General features: G+C 65.1%; 20 protein-coding genes. 11 read left to right on the top strand and 9 right to left on the bottom strand.

Annotated elements, in window-relative coordinates; genetic code table 11:
• Positions 1 to 185: 185 nt before the first annotated feature.
• The 7 genes from CNX70_RS12130 (at position 186) to CNX70_RS12100 (ending at position 6,256) form a co-directional block, all read left to right on the top strand.
• Entirely contained in the window at positions 186 to 1,838 is a 1,653-nt protein-coding gene (locus CNX70_RS12130) for a Na+/H+ antiporter (protein ID WP_096238416.1), read from the top strand.
• A gap of 195 nt (positions 1,839 to 2,033) precedes the next feature.
• A complete protein-coding gene (yfiR, locus tag CNX70_RS12125) occupies positions 2,034 to 2,624 on the top strand; it encodes a regulatory sequestration protein YfiR (RefSeq protein ID WP_244199123.1) in 591 nt (196 codons plus the stop codon).
• Positions 2,621 to 3,904 (top strand): diguanylate cyclase DgcN/YfiN, encoded by a 1,284-nt coding sequence (gene dgcN / locus CNX70_RS12120; RefSeq protein ID WP_096234885.1) that lies wholly within the window; start codon positions 2,621 to 2,623, stop codon positions 3,902 to 3,904. The genes yfiR and dgcN overlap by 4 nt, the downstream gene beginning before the upstream one ends.
• Positions 3,905 to 3,920: 16 nt before the next feature.
• Positions 3,921 to 4,424: an outer membrane lipoprotein YfiB gene (gene yfiB / locus CNX70_RS12115; RefSeq protein WP_096234884.1), complete on the top strand. Its 504-nt coding sequence runs from the start codon at positions 3,921 to 3,923 to the stop codon at positions 4,422 to 4,424.
• A gap of 32 nt (positions 4,425 to 4,456) precedes the next feature.
• Entirely contained in the window at positions 4,457 to 4,927 is a 471-nt protein-coding gene (locus tag CNX70_RS12110) for a gluconokinase (RefSeq protein WP_096238414.1), read from the top strand.
• Positions 4,928 to 4,997: 70 nt separating this feature from the next.
• Positions 4,998 to 5,315 (top strand): DUF3144 domain-containing protein, encoded by a 318-nt coding sequence (locus CNX70_RS12105; RefSeq protein WP_096234883.1) that lies wholly within the window; start codon positions 4,998 to 5,000, stop codon positions 5,313 to 5,315.
• Positions 5,315 to 6,256: an acyl-CoA desaturase gene (locus CNX70_RS12100; protein ID WP_096234882.1), complete on the top strand. Its 942-nt coding sequence runs from the start codon at positions 5,315 to 5,317 to the stop codon at positions 6,254 to 6,256. Before CNX70_RS12105 ends, CNX70_RS12100 begins: the two co-directional genes overlap by 1 nt.
• Here CNX70_RS12100 and CNX70_RS12095 read toward each other — a convergent pair.
• From CNX70_RS12095 to CNX70_RS12080, 4 genes are all read right to left on the bottom strand, one after another.
• On the bottom strand, positions 6,229 to 6,771 hold the full coding sequence (locus CNX70_RS12095) for a gamma carbonic anhydrase family protein (RefSeq protein ID WP_096234881.1): 543 nt from the start codon (positions 6,769 to 6,771) through the stop codon (positions 6,229 to 6,231). The genes CNX70_RS12100 and CNX70_RS12095 overlap by 28 nt on opposite strands.
• A 98-nt stretch (positions 6,772 to 6,869) precedes the next feature.
• Entirely contained in the window at positions 6,870 to 8,075 is a 1,206-nt protein-coding gene (locus CNX70_RS12090) for a benzoate/H(+) symporter BenE family transporter (protein WP_208624529.1), read from the bottom strand.
• A gap of 97 nt (positions 8,076 to 8,172) precedes the next feature.
• Positions 8,173 to 9,648 (bottom strand): MocR-like pyridoxine biosynthesis transcription factor PdxR, encoded by a 1,476-nt coding sequence (gene pdxR / locus CNX70_RS12085; RefSeq protein ID WP_096234879.1) that lies wholly within the window; start codon positions 9,646 to 9,648, stop codon positions 8,173 to 8,175.
• Positions 9,645 to 10,589 (bottom strand): hypothetical protein, encoded by a 945-nt coding sequence (locus CNX70_RS12080; RefSeq protein WP_096234878.1) that lies wholly within the window; start codon positions 10,587 to 10,589, stop codon positions 9,645 to 9,647. The genes pdxR and CNX70_RS12080 overlap by 4 nt, the downstream gene beginning before the upstream one ends.
• Positions 10,590 to 10,739: 150 nt before the next feature.
• On the opposite strand from CNX70_RS12080, the gene CNX70_RS12075 reads away from it, so the two are divergent.
• Both CNX70_RS12075 and CNX70_RS12070 read left to right on the top strand, forming a co-directional pair.
• A complete protein-coding gene (locus CNX70_RS12075; protein ID WP_096234877.1) occupies positions 10,740 to 11,195 on the top strand; it encodes an META domain-containing protein in 456 nt (151 codons plus the stop codon).
• A 55-nt stretch (positions 11,196 to 11,250) separates the two neighbouring features.
• A complete protein-coding gene (locus CNX70_RS12070; RefSeq protein WP_096234876.1) occupies positions 11,251 to 11,988 on the top strand; it encodes an HAD-IA family hydrolase in 738 nt (245 codons plus the stop codon).
• Here the strand turns inward: CNX70_RS12070 and CNX70_RS12065 are convergent.
• Genes CNX70_RS12065 through ssuE form a run of 5 tightly spaced genes read right to left on the bottom strand, consistent with a single transcriptional unit; the run spans position 11,933 to position 16,431 of the window.
• A complete protein-coding gene (locus CNX70_RS12065) occupies positions 11,933 to 12,775 on the bottom strand; it encodes an ATP-binding cassette domain-containing protein (RefSeq protein ID WP_096238413.1) in 843 nt (280 codons plus the stop codon). The two genes, CNX70_RS12070 and CNX70_RS12065, sit on opposite strands and share 56 nt — an antisense overlap.
• A 25-nt stretch (positions 12,776 to 12,800) precedes the next feature.
• Positions 12,801 to 13,601, bottom strand: a complete 801-nt coding sequence (gene ssuC, locus CNX70_RS12060; protein ID WP_096234875.1) for an aliphatic sulfonate ABC transporter permease SsuC — start codon at positions 13,599 to 13,601, stop codon at positions 12,801 to 12,803.
• Between the two features lies 1 nt (position 13,602).
• Positions 13,603 to 14,763, bottom strand: coding sequence for an FMNH2-dependent alkanesulfonate monooxygenase (gene ssuD, locus CNX70_RS12055; protein WP_096234874.1), 1,161 nt, complete (start codon positions 14,761 to 14,763; stop codon positions 13,603 to 13,605).
• Between the two features lie 12 nt (positions 14,764 to 14,775).
• On the bottom strand, positions 14,776 to 15,786 hold the full coding sequence (locus CNX70_RS12050) for a sulfonate ABC transporter substrate-binding protein (RefSeq protein WP_167389647.1): 1,011 nt from the start codon (positions 15,784 to 15,786) through the stop codon (positions 14,776 to 14,778).
• Positions 15,787 to 15,810: 24 nt separating this feature from the next.
• Entirely contained in the window at positions 15,811 to 16,431 is a 621-nt protein-coding gene (gene ssuE / locus CNX70_RS12045) for an NADPH-dependent FMN reductase (RefSeq protein WP_096234873.1), read from the bottom strand.
• A 254-nt stretch (positions 16,432 to 16,685) separates the two neighbouring features.
• Here ssuE and CNX70_RS12040 point away from each other — a divergent pair, with 254 nt between their 5' ends.
• Complete coding sequence (locus CNX70_RS12040) at positions 16,686 to 17,900, top strand: acyl-CoA dehydrogenase family protein (RefSeq protein WP_096234872.1); 1,215 nt, start codon at positions 16,686 to 16,688, stop codon at positions 17,898 to 17,900.
• A 21-nt stretch (positions 17,901 to 17,921) separates the two neighbouring features.
• A complete protein-coding gene (locus CNX70_RS12035; protein WP_096234871.1) occupies positions 17,922 to 18,761 on the top strand; it encodes a MetQ/NlpA family ABC transporter substrate-binding protein in 840 nt (279 codons plus the stop codon).
• Position 18,762 lies beyond the last annotated feature (1 nt).

The raw sequence follows: 18,762 nt of genomic DNA, 5'->3' as shown, positions 1-18,762 counted from the left end.
AAGGCCAAGCACAAGGCTAAGCACGCGCCTGCCGCGCACGGACGGCAGCAGCAGGGCAGATTGTGGCAATGAATGGGAGAATCTTACCGCGATTGTGACTTGTTGTATGTACGCAATGACACGCAGGTAACGCCATGCGCGGGCTGCGCCTTATAATCAGCGTTTCAGCACGCCGCCGCTCCTTCATGCATACCGTTACCATCATCCTCATCCTCGTCTTGAGCGTCGTCCTGTGCGGCTTCATCGCCCGTTCGCGCTGGGTCAAGCTGCCGCTACCCCTGATCCAGATCGCCGGCGGCACGGGATTGGCCCTGTTTGGCGTGCAAGTGCCGCTCGATCCCGATATTTTCTTCCTGCTCTTCATTCCGCCGCTGCTGTTTCTCGATGGCTGGCGCATTCCCAAGGGCGCCTTCTTTTCCGATGCGCGCTCGATCCTGATGCTGGCCATCGGCCTGGTGCTGTTTACCGTGCTGGGCATGGGTTTCTTCATCGACTGGCTGATCCCCAGCGTGCCGCTGGCCGTCGCCTTCGCGCTGGGCGCCATCCTCTCGCCGACGGACCCCGTGGCCGTCTCGGCGATTGCGGCCGGCAACCCGATCCCGCCGCGCCTGATGCACATCCTCGAAGGCGAATCCCTGCTGAACGACGCCTCGGGCCTGGTCTGCTTCACGTTTGCCGTGGGCGCCATGATGACGGGCGGCTTTTCCATCGGCGCCGCCTCGCTGAGTTTCCTGCAAGAAGCAGGTGGCGGCATCGTCATCGGCCTGGCCATCTCGTGGGGCGTGGGCCTGGCGAATAAATGGCTGGTGAGCAAGGTTGGCGAAGAGCCAGGCTTGCAGATCCTGATCAGCATCCTGATCCCGTTTGCCGCCTACCTGGGCGCCGAGCAAATCCACGGCTCGGGCATCCTGGCCGCCGCCACGGCGGGCGTGTCCATGCATTACGCCGACCTGATCGGCCGCCCGCTGGCCGCCACGCGCACCCAGCGCAAGGCCGTGTGGGATACCGTGCAACTGGTCTTGAATGGCGTGATCTTCGTCATGCTGGGCGCACAGCTGCCCACCACCGTGGCCGGCTTGCCCGCCGCCTCCATGGAAGTGGGCGCCGGCAGCGCCTGGAAATTGCCGCTATTCGTCATCGCCATCACGGTGGGGCTGACCTTCATGCGCTTCATCTGGGTCTTCATTTCCATGAAACTGACCCTGTTCAAACACCACAAGAAAATGGCCGGCGAACCGAAGGATGCGGCGCTGCTGGCCCGCCCGAGCTTGCGCCTGCTGCTGGTGGCCTCGTTTGCGGGGGTGCGCGGCGCGCTGACCCTGGCCGGCATCCTGACCCTGCCGTTGTTCTTGCCTGACGGAAATCGTTTCCCCGCGCGCGACCTGGTCATCTTCCTGGCCATGGGCGTGATCTTGCTGTCGCTGATACTGGCCAGCGTCACCCTGCCCCTGCTGACCAAGGGCCTGGTGTTCGCGCCGCCCGCGCGCCGCTCGACGGAAGAGCGCGATGCCCGCGCCGCTGCCGCCGAAGCGGCCATCGCGCGGCTGGAGAAAGTCTGCGAAGGCATCGACAAAAATGACAAGCAGCAAGTCGTCACCGAGGCGGCCAACCGCCTGATCGAAGCCTACCGGCGCCGCCTCGCGTACGGCGAAAGCAGCAACGACGAGGCGACGCGGCTGCAGGAACTGGCCAAGGCCGAACGGGCGCTGCGCCTGGAAGCGCTGAATGCGGAACGCGATGAACTGTACCGCCGCCGCATCTCGGGCGAACTCGACGACACCATCCATTTGCGCCTGCTGCGCGAAATCGACTTGCTGGAAGCGACACTGGAAGAATAGCAACACTCTGTAGCACGACAATAATGTCTATCAGTTAATTATCATGGTAAAGAATGCAAGTTTCAGCATTCGTGTTTATAATGCAAGCTTTATGGCGTAGCGCCATCATTACTTTCAGCATGGACTTCCGTACAGTCTGTGTTGTTGAGTAGGGATGTGAATCGCCGCCCGACCTGCATAAAGATACCCGACGCCGTGCCCTCCTTCCACCGCCACCGGCAGCGCCCCACGCCGCCCGCCCTGCTCGCAGTGCTGCTGACCTCGCTGCTGGCCTCGCTGTTCGCCTGCGGCGCGCTGACGACATGCGCGGCGTGGGCGCAGACGGGCGCGGCGGCCGAGGCCAGGCGACCGGCCGAGGTGGCCCAGGTGCTGTTTGGCATCATCAGTTATGTGCGCTGGCCCGTTGCACGCCCGGAAGTGCGCGTCTGCATGCTCGGTGTGCCCCGCTACGGGGCGGCCATCGTCGACAAGCCCGCCTCCAGCCTGGGCCAGCGCATCCGCGTGAAAATCCCGGCGGCGTCAGCCACAGCTGGCGAATGCGACGTCATCTACCTGGGCAGCCTGCCCGAGGGCGAACGCGACCAACTGCTGGCGCAGATCATCGGCAAGCCGATTTTATCGATCGCCGAACCCGGCACGGCCTGCAGCGTGGGCACGATGTTCTGCCTGCGCCTGAACGACACGCAGATCGGTTTTGACGTCAACCTCGATGCCATCGCCCGCAGCGGCCTGCGCGTGCATCCGAACGCCTTGCAAATTGCACGTCGCAAGGCAGCGCAGCCATGAGCGCCAGCATGCCTCCCCGGTCGGCGCGCAAGCCCCGCCGCACGCTCGACAGCGTGCTGCGGCGCGCCCACCTGAGCGTGTCGCTGATTGCCGTGCTGGCGGCCGGCCTGACCCTGACGGCCGTGGCGCTGCTGGCCCTGCGCGTCTATTCGGACCAGAATCTGCGCCTGGTGGCCCGCTCGATGAGCTACACGGTGGAAGGGGCCGTCGTCTTTGGCGACGCCTTGGTAGCCAAAGAAGCGCTGGCCTTGATCGGCGTGAATGAAGATATCGACCAGGCGCAAGTGAGCGACAAGGCCGGCAAGGTGCTGGCCCGCTGGGAACGGGGCGAACACGGCACGCGCTACTACATCGAACGTGCGCTGACGGGCTGGATGCTGCCCGATTCGCTGACCTTCCCCGTCATGCGCAATGACCAGGCCATCGGCAGCATCACCCTGGTGCCGCACAGCCGCAGCCTGCTGCCCTTCCTGCTGAGCGGCCTGTCCTGCCTGCTGGCTTGCCTGGTGCTGAGCCTGGTCGTTGCCGTGCGCCTGTCGCGCCGCATGGAAACAGAAATCACCTCGCCGCTGCGCCACCTGGCGGAAACGGCCCACCGCGTGCGGCGCGACCGCTCGTTCGAATTGCGCGTGCCGCCCGCCAACATCGCCGAACTGAACCAGATCAGTGACGACTTCAACGCCCTGCTCGACGAACTGGAGGCGTGGCAAAGCCATCTGCAAAAGGAACACGCCTCGCTGTCGCACCGCGCCAACCACGACAGCCTGACGGGCCTGTCGAACCGCGCCTTCATGGAGGCGGAGCTGGAACGCGCCATCCTCGAAGCGCGCATCGGCAATGGCAAGGTGGCCATGCTGTTCCTCGACAGCGACCGCTTCAAGTACATCAACGACACCTTCGGCCATGCCTCGGGCGACCGCGTGCTGGTGACGATCGCCGCGCGCATCAAGCAGCAATTGCGCGAGGGCGACCTGGTGGCGCGCCTGGGCGGCGACGAATTCGCCATCCTGCTCAAGCCGCTGCGCAACAGCAGCGACGCCATGCACATCGCCGACAACATCATCGCCGCCATGGCGCAAGCCATTGAACTGCCCACCGGCAACAGCATCGTCACCTCGCTGACCATCGGCGTGGCCGTCTTCCCCGATCACGCCATCGACGCCGTCTCGCTGGTCGGTGCGGCGGACGAAGCCATGTACCGCGCCAAGCAGGCGCAGCGCGGCACGCGCCAGGTGGCGCGCCTGCCGCAATCCCACACTCACCCCCACACTCACCCCTGAACCAAGGAGCAACACCATGCAATTCATCTACACACAATTACGCCGCGGCTTCCTCGGCCTGTTCATGCTGGGCCTGCTGGCCGCCTGCCAGAGCACGCCAGAGACCAAACCGCTGTTCAACGCCGAGCAAGTCGCCACCTTGACGGAACAGGGCTTCAAGCAGACGGACGAAGGCTGGGAACTGAGCTTTACCGACAAGCTGCTGTTCGATTTCGGCGCTTCCAGCCTGACGGCGCCGAGCCGGGCCGCCATCCAGAAAATCAGCGCCGCCCTGCTGAAAGTGGGCATTAGCCACATGCGCGTGGAAGGCCATACGGATAATGAAGGTGCCGAAGTACTCAACAACAAGCTGTCGCTGGCGCGCGCCAACGTGGTGGCCGATGCGATGGGCGTGGTCGGCATTCCACGCGGCAATATCGTCGTCAAGGGCCTGGGCATGAGCAAGCCCGTCGCCTCGAACGCCAGCAAGGCTGGCCAGGCAGAAAACCGCCGCGTCACCGTCATCGTTTCGGCGCCTTGAGCTTGGGTGTGCCCGCCGTGCGCTGGGTCGTGATGGGCGTGTCCGGCTGCGGCAAGAGCGCCGTCGGCAGCCTGCTGGCCGACGCCTTGAGCGTGCCCTACGTGGAGGGCGACGACGTGCATCCGCCGCAAAACGTGGCCAAGATGGCCGCCGGCATTGCGCTCGACGATGCCGACCGGGCCGGCTGGCTGGCCACCCTGCGCGAGCGCATCGCCACGGCCCGTGCGCAAGGCAGCGGCCTGGTCGTCTCCTGTTCGGCCCTGAAACGCGCCTACCGCGACGTACTGCGCGAGGGAGACCCGTCCCTGCGCTTTGTCCACCTGGACGGTCCGCGCGCCGTGCTGGAACGCCGCATGCAGCGCCCCGGCCATTTCATGCCGTCCAGCCTGCTCGACAGCCAGCTGGCCACCCTGCAGCCCTTGCAGCCGGACGAGGCCGGCATCGTGCTCGACATCCGCCAGCCGCTGCCCGTTTTGCTGGAACAGATCCTGCAGGCGCCCTGACAGGCAGCCGTGCTGCTGGACAGCCTGCGGCCCCCTGTGTAGACTGGCGCGCACTTTCATAGGGATTTTCATGAACACACCAACGACAAAACCAGCACCGGGCCCGGAATTCTGGGAACGCGCCGACCAGATCATCGCCCTGGCCAACGAGCAGTGCGAACATAGCCGCGGCAACGAAGTGGCCACCTCGCTGCTGTACGCGGCCGCCCGCTTCAACGCATTCCTGGTCGCCAGCAAGAGCAACGACGTGGCGAAGATGCAGGAAGAGAAGGAAGGCGCCGTGGCGTTCTTCACGGAACAGTACAAGCGCATGCTGACCGACAACTTCAACGACTACATCACCAACTTCGACAAGTATACGCAACCGTCGTCGGCCCCCGAGGGTTGATGACGGCTGCCAGCCTGGACAGCCACCGCGCCCGCGCCACGCACGCCGACAGCATCATTGACGGCGCGGTGCGCCATGCGCCTTTGCCATCGCTGTGGCTGACGGCCATGCTGGCCGGCGCCGTGACTGGCGCCCTGTTCTTCTTCAGCTGGACGGGCCTGCTGCTGTTTATCATCAGCACGGCCATCGTGCTGCTGTTCGGCCACTCGCTGGGCAGCCACCGCAAACTGATACACGACAGTTTTCATTGCCCAACATGGCTGGAATATGTACTCGTCTACCTGGGCGTGCTGGTGGGCCTCAGCGGCCCGCTAGGCCTGCTGCGCCAGCACGAACTGCGCGACTATGCCCAGCGCCTGCCCGACTGCCACCCCTATTTGCGCCACGGCGCCGGTTTCTGGCGCGATGCTTGGTGGCAGTTGTTCTGCCGCCTGGACCTCGACCATCCGCCGCACATCGCCATCGAGCCGCGCATCGCGCACGACCGCTTTTACCATTTTCTGGAAGCCACCTGGATGCTGCAGCAACTGCCGTGGGCCCTGCTGTTCTACGCCTGGGGCGGCTGGGGTTTCGTCTGCTGGGGTGTCTGCGCCAGGGTCAGCGCCGGCGTGCTCGGTCACTGGCTGATCGGCTACTTTGCCCACAACCATGGGCAAATGCACTTTCATGTCGATGGTGCCGCCGTACAAGGGAGAAATATCCGCCTGGCTTCGCTACTGACCATGGGTGAATGCTGGCACAACAACCACCACGCCTATCCCGGCTCGGCTCGGCTGGGCCTGCTGCCGGGCGAATGGGACCCGGGCTGGTGGGTCTTGCTGCTGTGGCAACGCATGGGCCTGGTGTCCGGCCTGCGCCTGCCGCAAGACCTGGCGCCGCGGCCGGAACTGCGCCGCCTCGATCATGCCGACAATCAGGCGTCGTCGCCACCCGCCAGGTAATTGTTTTTGACGCGCACGTAATGCTCGGCCGAATAGCGCAGGTAGGCGATCTCCGCTTCGGTTAGCGCGCGCACCTTGGCGGCGGGACGGCCCACGTACAGATGGCCGCTTTCCAGCACCTTGCCCGGCGATACCAGGCTGCCCGCGCCCAGCATCACGTGCTTTTCCACCACCACGTCATCCATGACGATGCTGCCCATGCCGATCAGGCATTCGTCGCCGATGCTGCAGCCGTGCAAGATCACGGAGTGGCCGATGGTCACGTATTTGCCGATGATCAAGGGAGAACCGTCGGGCTTGGCCGCATTCTTGTGCGATACATGGCCCATGGAAAAGTCCTGGATATTGCTGCCTTCGCCGATGACGATGCGGTTGACGTCACCACGCAGCACGCTGTTGCACCAGATGGAACAGTCGTCGCCGATCTGCACATCGCCAATCACTTGCGCCGTGTCATGCAGGTAGACTCTTTCGCCCAGCACAGGACGGGTATTCAGGTAGGAGCTGACAGGCATCGCTTTCTCGCTTTTCATTAATAGTAAAAGTAAACATTCACACCCAGCCGGCGGCGAGCAATTGTATGCGCGGCTGGCAAAACGGGCAACCTGTCTTGCTATGCCGCCTTGCGCCAGCCATGCATCAGCCCATGCGCCGCCAGTCCCGCTGCCAGCCCCCACAGGGCGCCGCCCACGCCCAGCAGGGTCACGTTCGCGGCCGTCGCCAGGAAGGTAATCAAGGCCGTTTCGCGCATGCGCACGTCCGCCATCGCCTGCGCCAGGCTGTTGCCGATGGCGCCCAGCAGGGCCAGGCCCGCCAGCGCCGTGATGAAGCTGCGCGGCAAGACCATGAACAGGCTGGCCAGGGTGACGCCGAAGACGCCCACCAGGATGTACAGCACGCCGCACGCCAGCCCCGCGACATAGCGTTTCGACGGGTCCGCATGCGCATCCTTGCCGGTGCAGATGGCGGCCGTGATGGCGGCCACGTTGAAGGCGTGCGCGCCAAATGGGGCCATGAGCAGAGAACCGAGTCCCGTCACCGTCAAAATCGGATTGGCGCTGACGGGGTAACCATCGTTGCGCAGCACCAGCATGCCGGGCATGTATTGGCCCGTCAGCGTGATCAGGAACAGGGGCAGCGCCACGCCCAGCAGCGACGCCACGGAAAAGCGCGGCATCTCGAACACGGGCGCGGCCAGGGCCAGTTCGATGCCTTGCGCATCGATGCGTCCCTGCGCCAGCAACAGTACCAGACCGATCAGCATGATGCCCACCACGGCAAAGCGTGCCGTGAAACGGCGCAGCACGGCGTACGACAGCAGCAGCACCGCCACCAGCAGCGGATCGGCACTGGCGCCGCCAAACGCATTCACGCCAAACTGCAGCAAGATGCCGGCCAGCAAACCCGCCGCGATGCCGCCAGGAATCCAGCGCACCAGGCGCTCGAAGGCGCCAGACATGCCCAGCAGAATGAAGGCGATGGCGGACACCATGTAGGCGCCGATCACCTCGGCATACGGCGTGTGCGGCATGACGGTGGCCAGGAAGGCCACGCCGGGCGTGGACCAGGCCGTGATGATGGGCGCGCGGTAGCGATAGCTGAGCCAGATGCCCGTCACGCCCACGCCGATGCTCAGCGACCAGACCCACGACGCCGTCTGCGCCGCGTTCAGCTGGGCCAGCTGGGCCGCCTGGAACACCAGCACGAAGGTGCCGCCATAGTTGACGAGGACGGAGATGCAGGCGGCCAGCGTGGGGGCAGCAAGATCGCGCCAACGCAGCCGGTTGGCCATGGCGGCCATTGTTGTGTTTGTTGTCATATAGATGCCCCTGCCATTGAAAGGGAGCATCTTAATGGCCAGACGGACTGCTCAAGCAGTCCAATTCAGGCGCATATAACAGACCACTTTGACGGTATCAGTCCAACGCGCGCGCCAGGCGGACGATGCCGCTGTCGATCTCGTGCGGCGTGAGCGCAGCAAAGCCCAGCAGCCAGCCACCGCGCGCCGGCGGCACGGCATACAGCCGGCTCAGGCCCGGCAGCACGATGCCCGCCTGCGCCGCCAGCCGTATCGTGTCCAGCTCGTCCCTGCCTTCATGCAGCAAGCAAGGCAGTTGCAAGCCGCCCGGCGGCAGCTGCGCCGTGACCACGTGCGGCAAGTGCCGCTGCACGGCCTGCGCCATCGCGTCGCGGCGCACTGCGTAGATCTTGCGCATGGCGCGCACATGGGCCGCGAAATGGCCATCGGCGATGAAACGGGCCAGTGTCAGCTGATCGAGTTGCGGCGTATGGCCATCGAGGATGCTGCGCGCATACGTCATCGGTTTCACCAGCGCGGGCGGCAGCACCATGTAGCCGATGCGCAGGCCCGGGTACAGCGACTTGGCGAAGGTGCCCAGGTAAATCGTGCGCTGCTGCGTGTCCAGCCCCTGCACGCAAGCCGTCGGCAAGCCCGCATAGTGAAACTGGCTGTCGTAGTCGTCCTCGATGATCCAGCCCTGGCGTTCCACAGCCCAGGCCGTCAGGGCCAGGCGGCGCTCCAGTGCCAGCGTGGCGCCCGTCGGGTATTGATGCGACGGCGTGACATAAATCGTGTTGGCGCCGCTGCGGTCCGCCCGCAGGTGGTCGATGGACAAGCCCTGCGCGTCGACCGGCACGGGTACGACCTGCAATTGCGCCATCTCGAACGCCTTGCGGGCGCCAAAATAGCCGGGATCTTCCATCAATATCGGGCCGTGCGCATCGGCCAGCACTTGCGCGCACAGGTACAGCGCCTGGCGCGTGCTGCTCAAGACCAACACCTGATCCGCCGTGGCCCGCGCGCCCCGCTCTAGGTTCACATAGTCGGCGATGGCTTGCCGCAGCGGCGTGGCACCTTGCGGGTCGCCGTGCAGCAGTATGCCGGCACGGTGTTCGCCGGCCGCCTGGCGCCGCAAGCGTTCCCACACATCGAGGGGGAAGGCGCGCGTTTCCGGCAAGCCCGTGGCGAAAGCTCTGACGCTCTGCTGGTCGGCCACACCGCCGCTGGCAAGGATGTGCGCACCGCGCGCGCTGAGGGCCACCGGCTGCGCGGACAAGGGCGGCAGCGCAGCCGCAGGCTTGCCCAGCAAGCTGGCGCCTATCGTCGGCGAGACAAAACTGCCCGATCCCGTCTGCCGCTGGATATACCCGTCCAGGCGCAGCTGTGCATATGCCATTTCCACCGTGTCGCACGACACGCCCAGCGATTGCGCCAGCGCGCGCGTGGCCGGCAGGCGCAGGCCGGGCGCCAGCACGCCATCGAGTATCAACTGGCGCAGCGCGCGCTGCACCCGCACGCGCAAGTCGAGCGCCGCCAATTCAGGTGCGGCGAGGCGGATTTTCAGGGTGTCGAGTTCGAACTGCGCCGTCATATGACCTTGGCGCGGGCGGCAGCAACGGCAGCCACGGCCGCCATGCTGCTGGCGTGCGAAAAGCCGTGCTGCTGCAGCACCGTCACCAACTGTTCGCGAGCGCAGCCCAAACGCAGGTTTTCCGCCACCCAGTCCTGCCAGGCGGCGCCGATCTCCGGCATCGGTTCATCTTCCAGCGTGAGACCGAGTATGCAGCTGGCCAGCAAGCCGTTGATGCGTTTTGTGTCGATCAGGTGCTGCACCACCGCGTGGCCAGAATGGGGAAACGGATGCAGGGTGCAGCGGCCGAAGGCGGCCAGGCGCTGCGCGTGCATGGCGTCGAGATTCACCGATTCGCTGGCGCTGGTGCCAGAGTTGGCCGCGTCGGGCCGCGTGCCGAACAGCAGGTGCAGCTGCGTATGCTCGGTCGCCCTGGCGCGGCACAGGGCCGCCAGGTCATAGTAACCCGTGAGCGGCGGGTCTTGCGCCAGCGACTCCATCACGGGCAGCCAGCGCAGCTCATGGTACAAACGCGCCTGCTGCACGTCGAGGAAAGACAAGGGGCCGAAGGCGACGATCTGCTGCGCATCGAGCAGCAAGCCAAACATGACGGCCGCATACGCGCCCATGGACTGGCCGAGGGTAGTGAGCTGGCTTGGCGCAATGCGGCGCACCAGCTCGCGCAGGGCTTGCGCCGTTTCATCCACGTGACTACCCAGGCCCGCGATCTGGCGGTGATACCAGGCATTGCCCGAATCGCGCACGAGGATTTTGTTCAGCGGCTGCCCGCTGACCTGCTCCAGTTTTCTCAGGCGTCCATAAAAATCGAAGGCGGGACGCGAGGTCCACGAGACGAAGCCGAAGGCGATCACCAGCGGCGCGCCGGGCACGATGCGGTCGACCAGCACGTCGTCGCCAGTAGTGGCGACCAGTCGATTATCCAGCGCTTGCGCTTGCAGCATCGGCCCGGCTCCCCGATAAAGTTAAAACAGCAGAAAGCATGAGTGTAATGCCAAGGCTGGCAAAATGAAAACAATCGCCGCTGCCGTACGCGGGCAGGCACTGAAAAACTGCTAGTCTGGCGACTATTCACCCATGAACAGGAGCCTCCCATGCTGCATCACCTGAAATACCTGTCCGTCGCCGCCGCCATCGCCATGGCCGGCGGCTGCGCCACCACGTCCGACAGCGCCAAGCCGGACACGGGCCTGACGCCAAGCTACAGCCTGACGAATACCTACTGGAAGCTGACAGAACTCGATGGCGCCCCCGTGACGATGGCGCCGGAACAGGAGCGCGAAGTGCGCATCACCCTCACCGACGATGGCAAGGTCCAAGGTTTTACGGGCTGCAACCGCGTGATGGGCGGCTACACGCTGGCCGGCAATGCCCTGCGCTTCACGCAACTGGCCGGCACGCGCATGGCCTGCCCGCCGCCGTTGATGCAACTGGAAAGCGCGGTGCTGGCCAACTTGAACAGCGTGACGGGCTACCAGCTTGAAGGCGAGAAGCTGATCCTGCTCAAGGATGGCGCGCCCGTGGCCCGCTTTGAATCGGTCTACCTGTGAAATAAAAATCGACTGCCGTTACAATGGCTTCCAGCCCATCATCCGGAAGGAAGCCATGTCCGCACTGCCCTCGCCGCAGCAGCAGCCACCGTTATCGTCGACGCCACCCCGGGCCGCAGGCCGCTACCGCGCCCTGCTATTCGACATGGACGGCACCGTCATCAATTCCATCGCCGCCGCTGAACGCATCTGGGGCACCTGGGCGCAGCGCCAGGGCCTCGACGTGGCAGCCTTTTTGCCCACCATCCACGGCGCGCGCTCGGTCGACACCATCGCCAAACTGCGCTTGCCCGGCGTCGACGCACAGCGCGAATCGCAGGGCATCACGGATGCCGAAATCATCGATGTGGATGGGATTATTGAAATCGCGGGCGCGCTGCGCTTTTTGCAGTCGCTGCCGCCCGCGCAATGGGCCATCGTCACGTCGGCGCCGCGCGCGCTGGCGACGGCGCGCCTGAAGGCGGCCGGCATGCCGATTCCCGCCATCATGGTGACGGCGGAAGACGTCAAGGCGGGTAAACCAAAACCCGATTGCTATTTGCTGGCGGCGGAAAAACTCGGCGTGGCGCCCTTTGACTGCCTGGTGTTCGAAGACGCGTCCGTCGGCATTGAGGCAGGCGAAGCGGCCGGCGCGAAGGTCATCGTCGTCACGGCCACGCATGCGCACCCGCTGGTCACGCGCCACCCGGCCATCGATAGCTATGAGAGCATCGTGGCGACCGTCGATGCGGATGGGTTCATTGTGCTGGCGCAGTTGTCCGACCCTGCGGCTGCAGTACCCGCGACAAAATAGCCTGCTCCAGCGCGGCGAAAGCCGCATGGCCGCGCTGACGGGGACGCGGCAAGTCCACCCGCACGTCCAGGGTAATGCGCCCCTCCTCGATCAGCAGCACCCGGTCGGCCAGGGCCACCGCTTCGGCCACATCGTGCGTCACCAACACGGCCGTAAAACCGCGCGCCAGCCACAGCGACTCGATCAGCTGCTGCATCTCGATGCGCGTCAGGGCGTCGAGCGCACCCAATGGCTCGTCGAGCAGCAGCAGTTGCGGCTCGTGCACCAGGGCGCGCGCCAGCGCCACGCGCTGCTTCTGCCCGCCCGACAAGGCCGCCGGCCAGTCGTCGGCGCGTTCGGCCAGGCCCACCGTCCACAGCGAGGCGGCCGCCGCGCCGACGCAGCGGGGCAAGCCCAGGGCCACGTTGTCGAGCACCGTCTTCCACGGCAGCAGCCGCGACTCCTGGAACATGATGCGGATATCGGGCGCGCCCACGCCGCTGCCGATGGCGACCTTGCCCTCATCGATGCTTTCCAGGCCCGCGATGGAGCGCAGCAAGGTGCTCTTGCCACAGCCGCTGCGCCCCACGATGGCGACGAACTCGCCCGCCTCCAGTTGCAGGTCGACGTTGTTCAGCACGGGGCGGTCGCCATACGCCTTGCTCAATTGCGTCAGTTCCAAAGGCACGCCGCGGCGCGCCAAAGGAGCTTGCGGGGCGACCTTGGCCTGCGGCGGCGCGCTGGCGGGATCGTATTGCACGAAGTGCGACAAAAAATCCGTTTCGATCTGGATGGGGGCGAGCAGCATGGTGTCTTCTTTCGTCATTTCGTCACTATCGGTAGGCGGGATTCCAGCGCAGGCAGTGGCGTTCCAGCCCCCGCGAGAACAAATCGGCCAGCTTGCCCAGCAAGGCGTACAGCAAAATCCCCACCAGCACCACGTCCGTTTGCAAAAATTCGCGCGCATTCATGGTCATGTAGCCGATGCCGGCCTGCGCCGAGATGGTTTCGGCGACGATCAGCAGCACCCACACGAGGCCCAGCGAAAAGCGCACGCCAACTAAAATGGAGGGCATGGCGGCCGGCAGGATCACGTCGCGGTACAGGGGCCAGCCCGAGAGGCCATAGCTTTTCGCCATTTCGATCAAGCCCTGATCGGCCGAGCGGATGCCGTGGAAGGTATTCAGGTAGACGGGAAAGAACACGCCGACGGCCAGCAGAAAGAGTTTCGCCGTCTCGTCGATGCCGAACCACAGGATCACCAGCGGGATCAGGGCCAGCGCCGGGATGTTGCGCACCATTTGCAGCGTCGTGTCGAGCAGGGTTTCCGCATGGCGGAAGCTGCCCGTGAATAATCCCAGCAGCAAGCCCAGTCCCGCGCCGATGACGAAACCGAGCGTGGCGCGCCACAAGCTCGTTTTCAGGTGCAGCCACAATTCGCCCGATGCGGCCAGGTGCCAGAAAGCCTTCGCCACGGCCCACGGCTCGGGGAGGATGCGGCTCGACAGCCAGCCCCACTGCGCGGCCAGCTGCCAGGCCAGCAGCAGCGCCACGGGCAAGGCCCACGGTGCCAATGCATTGCGCCATGGCGTGCCGGGCGGATGCTTGGTGGTGAAAGTGGGGCCGGCGCCCATCTCAGGCCGCCTTTTTCTGCGGCGCTGCCGGCACGATATTGCTGGCCATGACTTCGCCGAAAGGCCCCGTCAGTGACTGCTCACCCACGGCCTTGCCCTTGCCCAGCAGCGGGAACACCAGTTCGGCGAAGCGGTACGCTTCTTCCAGGTGCGGGTAACCCGAGAAAATGAAGGTGTCGATGCCCAGGTCCGCATATTCCTGCATGCGCGCCACTACCGTCGGGCCGTCGCCCACCAGAGCCGTGCCCGCGCCGCCGCGCACCAGGCCCACGCCGGCCCACAGATTCGGCGACACTTCGAGCTTGTCGCGCCGCCCGCCGTGCAGGGCCGCCATGCGTTGCTGGCCCACGGAATCCATCTTGCCGAAGGCCGCCTGCGCCTTGGCGATGATGTCGTCGTCCAGATGGCTGATCAGTTCATCGGCCGCGCGCCAGGCCGCCTCGTTCGTTTCGCGCACGATCACGTGCAAGCGGATGCCAAACCGGACTGTGCGACCTTTTTTTGCCGCGCGGGCGCGGATGTCGGCGATCTTTTCCGCCACGGCGGCAGGTGGCTCGCCCCACGTCAGGTACACGTCCATCTGCTCGGCCGCCAGTTCATGCGCGGGCTCCGACGAGCCGCCGAAATACAGCGGCGGATACGGTTTCTGCACGGGCGGGTACAGGGTTTTCGCGCCCTTCACCTGGATATGCTTGCCCTCGAAATCATAGCCGGCCGCGCCGCCCTCGCCGGCCAGGGTGGCGCGCCAGACCTTGATGAATTCATCGGAGATCTCGTAGCGCTTGGCATGGTCGGCAAACAGGCCGTCCGCTTCCAGCTCGCCCTGGTCGCCGCCCGTGACGACGTTGATCAGGAGGCGCCCGTTCGACAGGCGGTCAAACGTGGACGCCATGCGCACGGCCAGGCCCGGCGTGGAAAGGCCGGGCCGCACGGCGACCAGAAATTTCAGCTTTTGCGTCACGCTGATCAGCGACGACGCCACCACCCACGCGTCTTCGCAGGAGCGGCCCGTGGGCAGCAGCACGCCGTCGTAGCCCAGCGTATCGGCGGCTACGGCCACCTGGCGCAGATAGTCGGCATCGACGGGGCGCGCGCCCTGCGACGTGCCCAGGTAGCGGCTGTCGCCGTGGGTGGGGATGAACCAGAAGACATTCAATGACATGATATTTGTTCCTTATTTTGTGCTGGTGGCCAGCTGGCGCGCCGGCAGCAGCGCGTCCTTGACAATGATCGGTTTGGGAATCAGCTTCAGGCTGGAAAACGCGTCCGCCACCCTTTGCTGCGAAGCGATGACGTCGACTGACACGGGTTTGACGCCATACGCATAGCGCGAGGCGGCCAGCGCCACGACCTCCTTGCTCAGACCCGTCTGCGCCGACAAAATCGTCGCCACTTCGTCCGGGTTGTTGCGGCCCCAGCCATCGACCTTGGCCACTTCGTCGAGCACGATGCGCAGGATCTCGGGATGCTTTTCCGCATACGTGCGCGAGGCGAGATAAAACTGGTAGTTCGCCACCAGCCCCTTGCCATCGGCCAGCACGCGCGCGCCCAGCTGCTTTTCGGCGGCCGCCAGGAAGGGGTCCCAGATGGCCCAGGCATCCACGCTGCCCCGCTCGAAGGCGGCACGTGCATCGGCCGGCGGCAGGAACACGGGCTGGATGTCGGCATACGCGACGCCCGCCTTTTCCAGTGCTTTCAACAGCAGGTAATGCACGTTCGAGCCCTTGTTCAGGGCGATTTTCTTGCCCTTCAAATCGGCCAGGGTGCGCAGGCCGGACCCCTTGGGCACGACGATGGCTTCGCTGGCCGGCGACGCCGGTTCATTGCCGACATACACCAGGTTGGCGCCGGCTGCCTGCGCAAAGATCGGTGGCGCCTCGCCCACGGTACCGAAATCGATACTGCCCACGTTCAAGCCTTCCAGCAGCACGGGGCCGGCCGGGAACTCCGTCCATTTCACGCCCACACCCTGCTCGGCCAGGCGTTTTTCCAGCGTGCCGCGCCCCTTCAACAACGTCAGGGTGCCGTATTTCTGATAACCGATGCGGACCTGCACCTGGACCTCCCCCTTGGCCTGCGCGAGCGCCGCAGCCGGCATGCCGGCCGCCATCACGCCGGCGGCAGCGGCAAACAGCAAGCCCAGAGTGGTACGGCGCGAGAGTCGTTGTGCGTGGCGGTGTGTCATGAGGGTTCCTTGGTCGGTAAATAATCAGGCGGCTTGAAATTGCGGGGCGTAAGGCTGGTCTTGCAGCGAACGCACGGGATGCGGGACCTCTGCTGGCGCAGGTGGACGCCGGCCCTGCAGCACGAACAGGCCGGCAGACAGCTCCTCGATGCCAGCCTGCACGCGTGCGGCAATCGGCGCATCCAGGCTCAAGCCCCGCTCTTCGTGCCAGTCCAGCTGCTGCGCATTGGCGTAGATGCTGGTGAACACCTGCTTGGCGCTCAGCGCATGCAGCACGGGACGCAGCGCATAGTCGAGCGCCAGGGTGTGGGCGTGGCCGCCGCCCGTGGCCAGTGGCAGCACCAGCTTGCCGGCCAGGCCATCTTGCGGCAGCAGGTCGAGGAAGGCTTTCAGCAACCCTGTATACGCGGCCTTGTAGATAGGCGTGGCGATCACGATGGCGTCGGCGTCGGCCACGGCGCGCACGGCGCGGGCAATCGCCGCGTCGTCGTAGTCGGCCAGCAGCAGGGCACGCGCCGGCAGGTCGCGCACATGCAGCTTGGCGTAGCTGTGACCCTGCAGCGCCAGCTGTTCGCCGATATGCAGCAGCAGGCGGCTGGAACTCGATGGTAGCTGGGGGCTACCGCCCAATAACAAGATGCTCATGTGATGCCCGTCCCTGTAGGTTGTCGAAAGTGGATCTGCTCGGATGCTTGCAGCCTATCGCCATCATCAGCCGGGTAAAACGAATGCTTTCGCGCTTCGATATGCGTTTTTTGACTATCCGGGCCTGACGCCCCGCAAGCGAAGGCGCCGGTTCCCGCGCGGCTTTTTTCGCATATCCATGCGCGGTTTTCTTCGTGTACGGCACGCGCCTGGCGGTGCAATATCGGCCTCATCGTCTTTCTGGAATGTCACTCATGTCTAGCGCTTTTCTCCACTCCGCCCGCTCCCAGGTCCCCGCACAGGAACCGCTGCAGGACGCCATCCGCATCGCAACAAAGTTGGCCGCGCGCCTGGCCGAAACGGCGAATGCCCGCGACCAGGCCGGCGGCCACGCGGCGCAGGAGCGTGAATGGCTGCGCGAGTCCGGTCTGCTCACCTTGTCGATCCCCGTGGAATTCGGCGGCCAGGGCGCGTCGTGGCCCCTCGTGTACCAGGTGATCCGCATCCTGGCGCGCGCCGACAGCGCGCTGGCGCATGTCTTCGGCTTCCACCATTTGCAGCTGGCCGGCCTGCAGCTGTATGGCAGCGCGCAACAGCAGCGCCGCCTGCTCACCCTGACCGTCGACGAGCGCCTGTTCTGGGGCAATGCCCTGAATCCCCTCGACAAGCGCGTCACGGCCAGTGACACCAACAGTGGCTTTATCCTCGATGGCATCAAGAGCTTTTCTTCCGGCTCGGTCGGTTCCGACTGGCTGACCGTCTCGGCCTGGCACGCGCCCACGCAGACGGCGCTGATCGCTGCCCTGCCCACGCGCCAGGATGGCGTGAGCGTGCAGGCGGACTGGGACGCCTTCGGCCAGCGCCAGACGGACAGCGGCAATGTGCATTTCCAGGCGGTCGCACTGCCCCACGAGCTGGTGCTGCAGGCGCCCGCGCAGGCCGCCACGCCGCAAGCGACCGTGCGCTCGCAGATCGCGCAGCTGATCATGAGCAACCTGTATCTGGGCATCGCCGAAGGCGCGTTCGAGGCGGCGCGCCGCTACACGGACGAGCAGGCGAAAGCCTGGTTTGCCTCGGGCGTAGCCAAGGCAACGGAGGATCCCTTGATCCAGCACCGCTACGGCCAGCTGTGGCTCTTGCTGCGCCCCGCGCAAGTGCTGGCTGATGGCGCGGCGCAGGAACTGGAAAAGGTGTTCCGCAAGGGCGCGCTGGTGACGGCGCGCGAGCGGGGCTTGCTGGCCGTGTTTGTCGCCGAAGCCAAGTGCCTGGCGCACAAGGCGGGACTGGAAATCAGCAGCCAGATGTTCGAACTGACGGGCGCCCGCTCCACCTCGGCCCAGTACGGCTTCGACCGCTACTGGCGCAACGTGCGCGTGCATACCCTGCACGACCCCATCGACTACAAGCTGCGCGACCTGGGACGCTTTGCCTTGAACGGCACCGTGCCCGAGCCGACGGCGTATTCATAATTCACCCACCAAGGAGCCAACATGACCATCGCCCGCCGCAGCATCCTCCTCACCGCCCTGAGCCTGGCCCTGGCCAGCAGCTTTGTCCACGCCAAGGACCCGAAAGAGATCACCATCGGCACCAGCGCCGGGCCGTACGCGGACCAGATCAAGCTGGGCATCAAGCCTATCCTGGAAAAACAGGGCTACAAGGTCAAGCTGGTGGAATTGAATGACTACATCCAGCCGAACTTCGCGCTGGCCGAAGGTTCGCTGGACGCCAACGTCTTCCAGCATATCGTCTACCTGAAGAAATTCGCGCTGGAACACAAGCTGGCGCTGACGGACCTGATCACGATACCCACGGCGCCGATCGCCATCTACAGCAAGAAGCACAAGACCCTGGACGATGTGAAGGAAGGCACGACGGTGGGCTTGCCGAACGATCCGACCAACCAGGCACGCGCGCTGGTGCTGCTCGACCAGCTGGGCTGGATCAAGCTGCGCGCCAGCTTCGACCCCGTGCGCGCATCGGAAAAGGATATCGCCGTCAACACGAAGAAAATCAAGCTGCTGCCGCTGGAAGCAGCGCAGCTGCCACGCTCCCTGGGCGACACCGACTACTCCTTCATCAACGGCAATTACGCGCTGGCGTCGGGGCTGAAACTGACGGAGGCGCTGGTGGCCGAGAAAATCTCGCCCAACTACATCAACCTGGTAGCCATCCGCACGGCGGACAAGGACAAGCAGTTCGCGAAAGACCTGGCGGCCGCCTACCGCTCGCGCGAATTCCTCGACATCACGAATAAACACTTTGCCGGCTATTCGAAACCCGACTACCAGCAAGCCTTGCAGACGGCGGCAAACTCGGTGACCAAATAAA

It is taken from the genome of Janthinobacterium svalbardense (assembly GCF_002327145.1).
In the GTDB taxonomy this organism is placed as follows: Bacteria; Pseudomonadota; Gammaproteobacteria; order Burkholderiales; family Burkholderiaceae_D; genus Janthinobacterium; species Janthinobacterium tructae.
This window is presented reverse-complemented; position numbering and strand designations above follow the sequence as displayed.